Annotated in this window: 6 protein-coding genes; 4 read left to right on the top strand and 2 right to left on the bottom strand. The window is 53.8% G+C overall.

Annotation, left to right across the window (positions count from 1 at the left end; translation table 11 throughout):
• Nucleotides 1–90 precede the first annotated feature (90 nt).
• Nucleotides 91–1,392, bottom strand: a complete 1,302-nt coding sequence (locus CQ018_RS12275) for an MFS transporter (protein WP_105550290.1) — start codon at nt 1,390–1,392, stop codon at nt 91–93.
• A gap of 93 nt (nt 1,393–1,485) precedes the next feature.
• On the opposite strand from CQ018_RS12275, the gene ftsY reads away from it, so the two are divergent.
• The 3 genes from ftsY (at nt 1,486) to CQ018_RS12290 (ending at nt 4,603) form a co-directional block, all read left to right on the top strand.
• On the top strand, nt 1,486–2,682 hold the full coding sequence (ftsY, locus tag CQ018_RS12280) for a signal recognition particle-docking protein FtsY (protein WP_105550291.1): 1,197 nt from the start codon (nt 1,486–1,488) through the stop codon (nt 2,680–2,682).
• A gap of 248 nt (nt 2,683–2,930) precedes the next feature.
• Nucleotides 2,931–4,268, top strand: coding sequence for an ammonium transporter (locus CQ018_RS12285; protein WP_105550292.1), 1,338 nt, complete (start codon nt 2,931–2,933; stop codon nt 4,266–4,268).
• The gene (locus CQ018_RS12290) at nt 4,265–4,603 is read left to right on the top strand and encodes a P-II family nitrogen regulator (RefSeq protein ID WP_105550293.1); all 339 of its coding nucleotides are present in this window, start codon (nt 4,265–4,267) and stop codon (nt 4,601–4,603) included. Before CQ018_RS12285 ends, CQ018_RS12290 begins: the two co-directional genes overlap by 4 nt.
• A gap of 429 nt (nt 4,604–5,032) precedes the next feature.
• On the opposite strand, the gene CQ018_RS12295 is transcribed toward CQ018_RS12290, so the two are convergent.
• Nucleotides 5,033–6,304, bottom strand: coding sequence for a CDP-glycerol glycerophosphotransferase family protein (locus CQ018_RS12295; RefSeq protein ID WP_105550294.1), 1,272 nt, complete (start codon nt 6,302–6,304; stop codon nt 5,033–5,035).
• A gap of 994 nt (nt 6,305–7,298) precedes the next feature.
• Between CQ018_RS12295 and CQ018_RS12300 the strand changes: the two genes are divergently transcribed.
• On the top strand, nt 7,299–12,773 hold the full coding sequence (locus CQ018_RS12300; protein ID WP_146111892.1) for a peroxidase family protein: 5,475 nt from the start codon (nt 7,299–7,301) through the stop codon (nt 12,771–12,773).
• The last annotated feature ends 7 nt before the right edge of the window (nt 12,774–12,780 follow it).

Below are 12,780 nucleotides of genomic sequence, written 5' to 3' on the forward strand. Positions count from 1 at the left end.
AGTTAGTGTTCTCTGGGTTCGACGCTTATCTCGAACCCAGAGAACAACACATTGTTGATTATGGGAGTCCAGTTAGGTGCAAGCTAGGGGTCATTCTTTGAGAGGTTTTTGATTCCCAAATGTTGGTTGCTGGACATCCTCTTTTTCCGGCACTAGTTTCTCTTTGACAAACATCCAGGCAAGTACACCTACGAGCCCTAGCACGCCACTCATGCTAAACGCCCATCCGTATCCGATGTAGTCGGCCACGAGCCCAGCCAAAATTGGCCCAATAATGGAACCAAAATCGGTTGCCATTTGGAATGAGGCAAGTACTTTGCCGCCGTTGCGTCCCTGACCAACCACGTCGGCAATAGCCGCCTGTTGAGCGGGACCCATGAGTCCGGTGCCAATGCCAGCAATCACCGACAGAGCAATAAAGAGCGGGATGTTGTCCGCCCACCCAATTACGGCGGTGGCGAGCGAAGCAATTGAAAGACCAATAATGATCGGACGTTTGCGTCCGTAAGTGTCAGTCAGCTTTCCGGCAAAGGTGAGTGCAGCACCATTGCCAACTGCAAAGATCGCCAATGCTAATCCAGCCAAGAGGGTTCCATATTGGGCGAAGGTTGCCACTGCAAAGAGCGGAATCAATGACATGCGCACACCAAAGGCCATCCAGCCATTGGTGAAACCGGATACCAGAGCGGCGCGGAATGAGGCAAACGTCCATGCCTCCGAAAGTTGGATACGTTCGATAGGTACCGCGGCTTCCTTGATTTCTCCACGCTGGGTTCTACTTGAATGTGAGAGAGAGAAGTAGACAATTGCTGCAGCAATTATGAGTGAACCACCGTAAATAAAGAACGGCAACCGGAACCCTAAGCCAGCCATCAAGGAACCCATGACGGGGCCGGCGACGTTGCCCAGCAAGAACGCTCCGGAATATAGGCCCGCGATCCGGCCCCGGATCTTCTTCGGTGACATTCGTGCGATTAGTGCCATGGCCGAGACGGTGAACATCGTTGAGCCGAGACCACCGAGACCACGGAAAATCAGTAACTGTGTATACGTCTGGGCGAAACCACACAAGATTGTGGAAGCCGCAACTATCAATACTCCGGTGACATAAACGGCCGGCTCACCCAAGCGATCGGTGAGCTTTCCGCTGACCGGAGCAAAAATCAAACGGGTAAAGGCAAAGACACTGACAATGACACTTGCCGCGGCAGCTCCAACGTCAAAGCTCGTGGCAAATTGCGGCAGAATGGGTGCAATTAGTCCAAAACCAAGCGCAATAACGAAGGCTGCCGCGACCAATACGCGGATTTCACGGGGGACTGACGGAAGCTTCTCGGACGATGCACCAAGCATTGAATCAGAGGAATCTGGCGTCACAGGGTTCTTAGACATAGGTGGCACCAGTTTAGCTGAGTAGCGACGTGGGATGCCCGTTTAGTGAGCAACGAAGATGGGCATGAAATCAGTATGTGAGAAGCTAGAGAAGTGTCAGATCAAAATTATCTAATCATTGTCCTAGTCGCAGTGGTTGCAGTCATCGGTATTGGTGCTGCCTTCTTCTTGGTTCGCGGTCGCAAGGCCCCCAAGGGGACGTTCACCGGTCCGCGTGATGCCAACGACCCAGCACCAACTATTACTGCACCGGAAGCTGCTACGGAGGCTCCTACAACTCTCGCTCCGAGCGATGTAGTCGAAGAGCTAGTCCTTGAGGTAGAGGATGAGCAGGTTGGCAAGGTAGTAGTTCCTACCGATGTACCAGAACCTGTTCAGGGACGTTTGGCACGCCTGCGTGCCCGACTGACCAAGTCCAACAATGCTCTGGGTAAGGGTCTACTGGCACTCTTGAGCCAAGACAAGATTGATGAAGATGTCTGGGACGAAATTGAAGAAACCCTTCTTCTCGCGGACCTTGGCACCGAACCAACACTTGAACTCGTTGATGCATTGCGTGAGCGTGTCACGATCGAGGGTAGCCGCGATCCGCAGCGCGTCCACGACATGCTACGTGAAGAACTTATCAAGCTAGTTGATCCAACAATGGATCGTAACTTCATTCCTACTCGTCATGCTGATCGCCCGAACGTGATCATGGTTGTTGGCGTCAACGGTGTCGGTAAGACCACCACCATAGGCAAGATGGCACGCGTGTTCGTTGCAGAAGACAAGGATGTCCTGCTGGGTGCCGCAGATACGTTCCGTGCAGCGGCCGCGGAGCAACTTGCAACTTGGGGGGACCGTGTGGGAGTTCCTACGGTCAAGTCAGACATTGACGGGGCCGACCCGGCATCGGTTGCCTTCGAGGCAGTGAGCGCCGGTATCGATCAGGAAGTCGATATTGTCATGATCGACACAGCCGGGCGTCTGCAGAACAAGGTTGGCCTCATGGATGAGCTTGGCAAGATTAAGCGCGTCATTGAGAAGAAGGCAACCGTTGATGAAGTCCTGCTGGTTTTGGATGCAACGACCGGTCAGAACGGCCTGAATCAGGCCAAGGTCTTCTCCGAGGTAGTCAACGTCACCGGTATTGTGCTGACCAAACTGGACGGTACAGCCAAGGGCGGCATTGTTGTTGCTATTCAGCGTCAGCTCGGTGTGCCAGTGAAACTCGTGGGTCTGGGTGAAGGCCCGGATGACCTTGCGCCATTTGATGCAGAAGTATTCGTTGACGCGCTTCTTGACTAAATAGAACTTCCGGTTCTCCGGAAATAGTAGGTTCTTTAGGGCGGTCACAGTTGATTTCTGTGACCGCCCTTTTTAATGCCCAAAAGGTAAATGGAAACATCCACGCAACGCATATGACACGAGCTCTTTACGTCGAAGGCCTTTTCGTAACTACCGCGAAACCGGAGGCCAAGACGATTGAAACACCCCGCAGCGATTCTTGAATCAAGGCGAGAAGTACTCGTCAAAGAATTTTGGAGGCTATAGAGATGGAGCTGACAACCACGCATGTGTGGATGATGGTCTGTGCGGCACTGGTGTTACTTATGAGTCCTGCATTGGCATTCTTCTACGGCGGTATGACCCGAGCCAAAAGTGTCCTGAACATGATGATGATGAGTTTCTCGGCCATTTCCTTGGTGACCGTGGTTTGGGTGCTGTGGGGAAACTCAATGGCCGGGGGAGGGGCAAACATCGGGGGACTATTTGGAAACCCCGCAGACGGGTTTGGGATGGGAAGCCTGGTTGGCGGAGACGGTTTGATTGCCGCTGGCTACGGAGCAACATTTGCGATCATTACCGTGGCGTTGATTTCTGGGGCGATTGCCGATCGGGCTAAGTTCGGTGCCTGGCTACTTTTCGTCCCGATCTGGGTGACGTTGGTTTATGCTCCCATCGCGTATTGGGTCTGGGGCGGAGGAATCTTGGGTTCCGAGGGTGCTATTGGTTCAGTAGTTGGGGAAGCCATTGATTTTGCTGGTGGCACAGTAGTACATATCAATGCTGGTGTTGCAGGTCTTGTCCTAGCGCTAATCCTCGGAAAACGTCGTGGCTTTGGAAAAGATCCAAGTCAACGTCCGCACAACATCCCCTTGGTGATGCTCGGGGCGGCACTTTTGTGGTTTGGCTGGTTTGGGTTCAATGGAGGGGCCGCAAGCACCGTTGAAGAAGCGGGCCTTATTTGGATCAATACGCTTGCCGCACCGTCGGCCGCTTTGCTGGGCTGGATCGCCGTTGAACGAATCCGCGATGGACACAGCACCTCATTGGGTGCTGCTTCGGGAATCGTTGCCGGTTTGGTAGCGATTACCCCTGCGTGCGCCAATATTTCACCCGTTGCAGCACTTGGTCTGGGACTTGTTGCGGGAGCCGTTTCGGCATTGGCCGTTGGTCTGAAATACCGCTGGGGCTATGACGATTCTCTTGACGTTGTTGGCGTTCACTTAGTTTCGGGAATCATCGGCACCCTTGCGCTTGGTTTCATCGCGCTGCCAGTCGAGGGGCAAGACGGCGGACTTTTCTACGGTGGAGGCTTCAGACAATTGTGGGCACAGCTTGCCGCCTGCATCTTGGTTATGGCATTTACCGCAATCATGACCGCGATTATTGGCCTTGTGATCCATAAAACCCTTGGTTTCCGCATTAGCAGCGATGAGGAAATTGCGGGAATTGACCTGATGCAGCATGCGGAGACTGGTTATGAGTTTGGTGGACTGGGAACCGGCGGAACCTTCGTCCCGCACCCCGCCACGTCATCACACATTAAGCCGTCAACAAACGTATCTGAGCATGAAAAAGACCAGACCAAAGAAGAGGTAAGCGCGTGAAACTCGTTACGGCAATCATCCGGCCAGAGAAGACGGACCTCATCCGAGAAGCTCTTGAGTCCTATGGCGTTCAGGGAATGACAATAAGCCAAGCTAGCGGTTATGGCAGGCAACGCGGGCATACTCAGGTGTATCGGGGAGCTGAATTTACAGTTGATTTACTCCCCAAAGTTCGACTGGAAATCCTCGTAGATGATATTTCCTGTGACGATATCCTCAACGTTCTCATCGCCACCGCAAATACCGGTAGTGCTGGGGACGGGAAGATTTGGGTGACACAGGTGGAAGAGGCCATCCGGGTACGTACCGGGGAGCGCGGCGTGGCAGCTGTATAGAGTATGTGTCATTCCTAGGACACCTCATGTACAGATGCGGTCGTTGGATATTGGTAATTACGAACTCTTTTGGCATCGACGTAGAATTTATCAGCTGCCAGAAGATTCATGATTGCCAATGAATCGACGGGACAGTCTCTTGTCCATGATGTCTGGGCCACGGGGTACACGCCACATCATGTGGACGAAAAAATATGGCTCTATTTCGAGCTGGCCATGCAATCATTGGCAGAGACCTCTATTGAATATTCCAAACTCAGCTAGTGCTGTCCTCGGAGGGTGCAAATAGCTGACTGTCAGCAAGGGTAGATTAGGTTTAGAAGTGCAGGCGGAATCTGTGAGACCGAGCTCACGTATTTGAAGAACGTGGATCTCTGTACTGATGTCATGTAATGAGCGCTGTTTCAGGCCGATCCCCGAGAGCGTGGATTATTCAGTTTCTCCAGAAGTCATAGCACTTCCATGATTTTCATGATCAGCTAATTGCCTAGTTCGCGCGTTGATCAGTGAATCGATGGCCGTTATGAACGCGGGAGTCGAGCTGCCTGGTTCTTGGTCTCCGAAGTAGTATCTGCGCATTTCCCTGCGGTCCTTGGCAGAAGTCGCTCGAACGGTCTGATCAAAAGTCGCAAGGATGCCCTCGATGCTGGAACGACTGATGACTGGGCATACCCTGCTCACGGGTGCCTCACGGTGGAGTCTAGCTAAATCATCGGCGCGATCTGTGAGCAGCAAAGGCTTTTCCGGATGTAAGTACAGGAAATCTAACCCGACGCTGGATACATCAGTCAACAACCCCTCCACTTGCTGGAAGAAAGCAATGATATTGCCCTCCGGGGAGGCCACGTGGTTTGCTCCATCTTTGTTGAGTGCGAGGAGTATTTCGATGATTTCCGCATGTGCTCGGGCTACCCCATTATTGGTTGACGTCGCGATTCGGGGATGCGGCTTGTAAATAATACGCGTCTCGGAGAGGGCCGCCAAGGCTCGGATGATCTGGACGCCGAATATGTCAATCGATGTGTAATTATTGGCATCATTTTCTCCCTCCCAAGTTGGGGCATACATGATGGTTCGCCCAGCGAATGGAGGGAGTTGTCTAGGAAATGTTGAGTCCAGTTGGGGCCGACCAACACTCAGTAACCGTGACGCATCGAAGTCTAAGAGCACCGACTTGTGTCTTTCCACCGCGGCAGGTCCGGCGACAAAGACCTTGTCATATGCCTTGGCCTGATTGGAAACCATAGAAAGTTTGTCGCTCTCTCCGTGGTTAATATGGACGTGCAAAGGTTTAGGCGCACTGAGCGATTGGAAGTTCGCTACTCCATTATTAACGTAGAGGCATAATTTGAAGTCGTTGAACCTGTAGAGAGTTACCAGATCGTCGTAGCGGCGAACGAAAATTTTCGGCAAGTGACTGCGCGAGCGAAAGTACCGCATCGTCGGGACTTTCCGGAATACTAACACCACAGGGTGTACTTCGTTGAGTTTTTCCAGGGTGGGTAGCCATTGCTCAAGCTGGTATGCCTTGTTGGGTAGATCGCTGAAATAGACAATAACATCGCCGGCCACTGGAATGTGATCTATCTCGTGGTTGGCCACCGTAGCGGTTCCCAGTCCCAGCCACTTGCGCGTTTTGACACCTGTAGTAGAGCTTATTGCGGCTCGAACTTGGTCCCCAGCCCAGTTCTTGAATTTCATATTCAAATCCTTAACTGATTTCTTCAACGGGTAGGTAGTGCTTTGATGCATGCGTAGTTGCAATCTGGTCCCATGGTTTGAATCCGATTAATTCCCTGGTCTCAATACATGCTTCGCAGCTCAAATCTAGAATCAATACTGCTGTATTTTGCTTAGCAAAGATAGGGGACTGGGCCTATTGTATTGGTTCCTTATTTGGTGGATTTATAGACCTTCTGTGAAGTGTTGGGCGAGTGGTTGCCGGGGAAATGACTGAATCTTCCAGCAAGAGCATTCATCGGGCCAGGCACGCTTCGTTCTGCCGCGTGTGGGAGTTGAAAGTAATAGTTTCCAGAAGCTGGAAATATGTGGTGCTGGAATACCGGTGATTGGTGTGAGTCGGACGCCATGGAATTGCAGTCGGATTTCCGAAGACTAGTTTCGGGCTGAGGTTTTCCTGCGATTGATCGGGGCGTGTAGCCCGTGAGCCCATGCTGGACATGGATAGCGTGCGCGGAGGAGTAATGGATGAAAATTTAGTTGAATCGAGCAACCAATGGTGTTTTCGTGGAGGCTAAAACGCGTATTACTTTATGGTGGATTAAGTAACCTCACGTTTCGTATGCGTATGGCCGCATTCGGTAGACCATAGCGCATTTTCCTGAATTGACTGGGGGATATGGCGTCCTCTGGATTGCTTGTCAATCAGGACCCGGAGGTAAATTGTTGAAATCTTCGGCGAGACTGCTGCCGTAGGGCTTGTTTCTATTGCTGAGAATCATGCGATCTTTTTGAGTCGCATCTAAAAATTGCCGTTTCCTAAAGTAGGGTGAAAATGAAAGATAAATGCAAGTTTTCTCCAACCACTATTTACTTATCGGGAATCTACGCAGATAGTTAATCCAACTCGGGGGTGGGACCTCAGGATCGACGTAGCAATTTGGGGGGATGCGTCCGGGCCTTGTTGGTCCAATGGCGAAAAGCGCCGGACCGCTATTTTCTTGGGGAGAATACGGTGCGAAGTAAAAGAAGCACGACCGGTTCGCCGGGCAGGAAGCTAGGATCCTTTGCCGCAGCTGCGGCAATGGTGGTTACAGGGGCGTTGGTTTACGTTCCCGCTGCCACGGCGGCACCACCGCCAGGCCAAGATTTCAACGTTTCCCAGGGAGATCTTGAGTTCATCATCAAGCAGATCGAGATTTCCGAGGCCCATGCCGAAGATACTCTTGCAGACGCGAACTCATCGCCATTGTGCAAGCCAACTTCAACGTTCGATATCGCAAAGCAGACGCACTTTGACTTGGATGGCGACCCCTGTGTGGGGTCGCCACTTTTGCCATTTGGGCTTCGCACGGTGGACGGTCGTTGGAATAACCTGATGCCGGACCAGGCCGGATTTGGTACGGCACAAGAAGTGTTCCCGCGTCTGTTGCCGGCTAAGTACAACGAAGCGGAAGTTACTCCGCCGTTCGCGCCGGGCAACAATACTGATCAACCGGGCGCACAAACGAGCTACGAGCAAACCGAAGGGTTTGTTTATGACTCGGAGCCGCGCACTATCAGTAACCTGATCGTGGATCAGACCACTGCGAATGCCGCGGCTGGCGCGGTAGCTGATCGGGTTGAGGGGGGCGGACTGGAAGTCGGAGGCGAAGCGAGTCGACTCTTTGGCCCATCCTCAGTCGCGACGTCTGCTGCCATTAGTGCCGCTAATTTCCCGGCGAATGTGAATACTGTAGTGATCGCTCGAGTAAATCATTACTCGGACGCACTGACGGTAAGTGCAGTTGCTAAGGCTGCAGGCGCACCTGTACTGCTGATCAACCCGAACAGTATTCCAGCGGTTTCAGCTGCGGAGTTGACCAGGCTTAGCCCGGAGAACATAATCATTGCCGGCGGCACAAGTGCAATTAGCGCGTCTGTTGCGACGCAGCTTGAGGCATACGCAACGGCTGGCGTTACACGGATTTCGGGTAGTACTTCGTATAACACCGCCATCGAGATCAGCAAGTATGCTCATCCAGATCCGGTCACTGATAATCCCGTAAATACTGTCTATGTGGCAACAGGTCAGAATTTCCAGGACGCATTGGCCGCTGCAGCACCTGCAGCCCGTGACAATTCGCCTGTCCTGCTAGTACAGAAGAACGCAATACCTCCAGCAGTCTTTGCGGAGATCCAGCGTTTGGCCCCGGCCAAGGTGGTAATACTTGGCGGTACCAGTGCCGTCTCGGCCTCGGTTCAGACCCAACTCGAAGCAGGCTGGCCCACCTCACGAATCGGTGGAGCCAATTCTGTTGAAACTGCATCGTTGATTTCTGCCGCGAGCTTCACGCGTCCGGTCGCGGTAGCCTATCTTACTACCAACGCCAATTACCCAGACGCGTTGTCTATTGCCTCGGTGGCAGGAACCAAAGGCGGACCAATACTTCTGGTTCCACGTAATGGAACGCTGCCCGCCGTCGTTGAAGCTGAGCTGACTCGGCTACAACCGGCAAGCATTGTGATTCTTGGCGGTAATTCCGCCGTAGCTACGAGCTTGGACAACTTGGTAAACCCATTGGCTAAAAGCTCCAACTACGTCATCCCGGATATTGCCACCGATGAAGGACTGTCGGCCTCGGCCACCAGCCTCTTTACAATTTTTGGGCAGTTCTTTGATCACGGTTTGGATTTGGTTTCCAAGGGTGGCAACGGAACCGTTGTTATCCCTTTGAAGCCGGATGATCCGCTCTATGTCGAAGGATCGGCGACAAACTTCCTGACCCTGACACGTGCCACCATCGATACCACCGGTGGACAGCGCGAACACGTGAACCGGACAACTCCCTTCGTGGACCAGAACCAGACCTATGGTTCCCACGCATCCCACCAGGCATTCATGCGTGAATACGTCTTGGTGAATGGGAGCCCGACGCCCACCGGAAAGATCCTCAATGGAGCAAACGGGGATGGCCTTCCAACTTGGAAGAACGTCAAGGACCAGGCACGCACGATTCTTGGCATTGCCATGGACGACTTTGACGTATTGGATGTCCCGCTGATCGCAACAGATCCCTACGGAGCACTAATCCTTGATGCAAATGGCCAAGCACAACTCGCCTTTGCCGATGGATTAAAGTCGGGTAATCGTGAGGCTCCATTGTCAACAGATGGAGTGCTCACCGCCAATGCCTCATTCCTTGATGACATTGCCCACGGGGCAACTCCGGCGGCACCATCAATTAGCGCTGACGGGGTAACCATTCCCGGTTATGACAACGATTCATTGGAGGCTCACTACATCACCGGTGATGGACGTGGCAACGAAAATATTGGCCTGACCTCGATTCACCATGTGTTCCACTCCGAACACAACCGGATGCAAGAACAGATCCAGGATGAACTCGAAAACAACATGCCGGCAGAACTGCTGGCCCGTTACAAGGCCGATGGCTTCTGGAACTACGGCGAGCGACTCTTCCAAGCCGCACGCTTCTTCACAGAAATGCAGTATCAGCACCTGGTATTCGAGGAATTTGCGCGGCGTATCCAGCCGGCAATCGATCCGGTAGTTCTCAATGAGAACTCCTACCAGCCAAACGTGAACTCCTCGATCAGCGCAGAGTTTGCCCACGCCGTCTACCGGTTTGGACACTCAATGCTGCGTGAGACTGTTCCACGCGAGGTTGACGGAACAATGCTTGAAACTCCGTTGCTTGATGCGTTCTTGAATCCAACGGCATTCGCTACGGCCCCGGACGGTACACCGTTGACGGCCAGCGAATCTGCAGGTGGAATCCTCAAGGGCTTGGCTAACCAGACGGCCAACGGCATAGATGAGTTTGTTACAGATACGCTACGGAACAAGCTCCTGGGCTTGCCACTGGATCTCCCGGCAATCAACCTGGCCCGTGCCAGGGATGCGGGTGTTCCACCAATGCAGACCGCACGCGAAGTGTTCTTCGAAGAATCGGGCGATCCGCAACTCGAGCCCTATGACAGTTGGGAGGATTTCAGGCTTTCTATGAAGAATCCTGAATCCATCGTCAACTTCCTAGCGGCCTACGCAAACCATGCAACGGTAAAGGATGCAACAACGCTTGAAGCTAAGCGTGCAGCCGGCGCCGTGCTTGCAGCGGACGCAGCCTTCATGGCAGCACCCGCAGCGGACACCGGAGTCAACGACATCGATCTGTGGATGGGTGGACTTGCGGAAAAGGCATACATCTTCGGGGGAATGTTGGGCTCCACGTTCAACTACATCTTTGAACAGCAGCTCGAAGACCTCCAGAATGGTGACCGTTTCTACTACCTGACACGCAACCTAGGCAACACGCTATTCTCCTCCTTGGAGGCGAACTCGCTGTCCCAGATCGTGCTACGCAATACCACGGCGGACCGCGTTCCGCATGATGTGTTTGCCGCACCACAACTGACGTTCAACTTGGACTCCACCCAAGCCGAACTCAACGCCGCAGGGCTTACCGGATCTGCGGATAAGGGCTGGCGCTTCACCGGACCAGAACACATTGTTATCCAGGACACCGACGCCGCAAGCACCATCCGTGGCGGACTTGGGGATGATTCGATCTGGGGCAAGGGTGGAAACGACAGGATCGAAGGTGATGACGGAGTCGACTCCCTCATGGGTGGCGACGGTGATGACATCATCACCGATATTGCCGGAGATGGGGATAGGTTGCAGGGTGAGGCCGGCAACGACGTTCTGAACCCCGGCCCGGGTGTCGCTGATCTAACCTTTGGTGGTTCCGGAATTGACTGGATGCTCGGAGGCCAAGATCGGGTGACCGCACACGGTGGACTGGGTAATGACTTCCTGATCGGTTCTACCGGACCGGATATCCTCTACGGCGACGAAGGCGACGACTGGCTTGAAGGCCTAGGCGGTGCCGACCTGGTCCAAGGAGACATGGGCAATACCATGTTCAACGATCCAAACCTCTACCACGGCGGTCACGACGTGCTCATCGGCAACGGTGGCAACAATGACCTCGACGCAGAAGGTGGGGACGACATCATGGTTGCCGGGCCGGGCACCGATAGGTACTCCGGTGTTCTCGGCTTTGACTGGGTGACCCACAAGGGTCACACCACACCCGTCAATGCCGACATGGGCTTCATCGTTGGAATGCCACAGGATCTCACGGCAATTCGCGATAGGTTCCTACAAACCGAGGCAACTAGCGGCTGGGACGGCAATGACATCATTCGCGGTTCCCAGGGCGGCATTGATCTGACCTTCGATCCCTCCGGGGGCAAGATCGGTTATGGCCACGCATTGACCCAAGCCCATCTGGACAGGGTTGATGGACTACGCGATTTGCTTGGCGGAGGAAAGATCCCTGCCTACGCCCGCCCGTTCCTACTAGATGATCCCGTCGCTTTTGACGGGGACTTCAACAACAACATCCTGCTCGGTGGCAAGGGCTCGGACCTGCTTGAACCGCGCGACGGACGCAACTTCGTCGACGGGGACGCATGGCTGAACGTACGCATCGAGTACCGTCCGGAAGGTGGAGAAGTTGAATCTCAGGATTCAATGGCTAAGTTCAACACCCGGATGCTCAACGGAACCATCAACCCCAGCGAGCTACATGTTGTACGCGAGGTTCTCCAACTGGAAAATCAAGCGGGCATCATCGACACCGCAGTGTTTGAAGGTATCGCCGAGGACTACACCATCACCGAGCTCGAAGCCAACGTGTTCAAGGTAGTGAACACGCTGGAAGGTGAGGAAATGTCCAACGTGCTACGGAATATTGAGCGTATTCAGTTCAACGATAAGGTCGTCTGCTTGCCACTGGGAACCACGGCAAATTGTGGACAGGCCGCAGGCGAGGTAGTCCTTGGCTTCACCGCACCGATATCAGAGGACGGCGAAATCACCACGGACGCTTCGGCAGTCACCGATTCCGATGGAATCGATTCGAAGCTAACGTACTCGCTGCAGTCCTTCGTTGAAGCGGGAACCGATCCGTTCAGCAACGCCTGGGTCACCACCCAGACCAACGAAAGCGGAACCTTCACCCTCACCGACGCCGAGGTTGGCGCACCGGTCCGGGTACAGGTCACCTACATCGATGGTTCGGGGACTCACGAACAGATTGCCTCTGCACCAACCGAGGCAGTTGCAAATGTCAATGACGCACCCGTCGGGGCGGTGATTGCACCGCAGGCCCCACAGGTCGGCGACAGCTTGCACATCACTACCCACATGAGCGACGCAGACGGTGCCGAATCCGTGCTCGAAGAGCCAGGTGGCGTTTACACCTGGCAACAGAGCACCGACGGAGAAAACTGGAGCGACATCGCCGGAGCCACCGGCGATGGATCGAACATGGCCAGCTTCACCGTTACTACCGGACAACAGAACCACTACGTGCGCTTGGCCATCGGCTACACAGATGACCAAGGCACCGATGAAGTTGCATACTCCAATGCAACCAACATGGTTCCAAGCCCAGAAAATCCTGTCCCTGCACCCTAGCAAGGAG

Origin of the sequence: Arthrobacter sp. MYb227 (genome assembly GCF_002975435.1) — a bacterium.
Classification (GTDB): domain Bacteria; phylum Actinomycetota; class Actinomycetes; order Actinomycetales; family Micrococcaceae; genus Paeniglutamicibacter.

Bases quoted from the DNA above. Each gene is read 5' to 3' on its own strand.
- CQ018_RS12285 (WP_105550292.1), top strand. From the start codon at position 2,931: ATGGAGCTGACAACCACGCATGTGTGGATGATGGTCTGTGCGGCACTG.
- CQ018_RS12295 (WP_105550294.1), bottom strand. From the start codon at position 6,304: ATGAAATTCAAGAACTGGGCTGGGGACCAAGTTCGAGCCGCAATAAGC.
- CQ018_RS12275 (WP_105550290.1), bottom strand. From the start codon at position 1,392: ATGTCTAAGAACCCTGTGACGCCAGATTCCTCTGATTCAATGCTTGGT.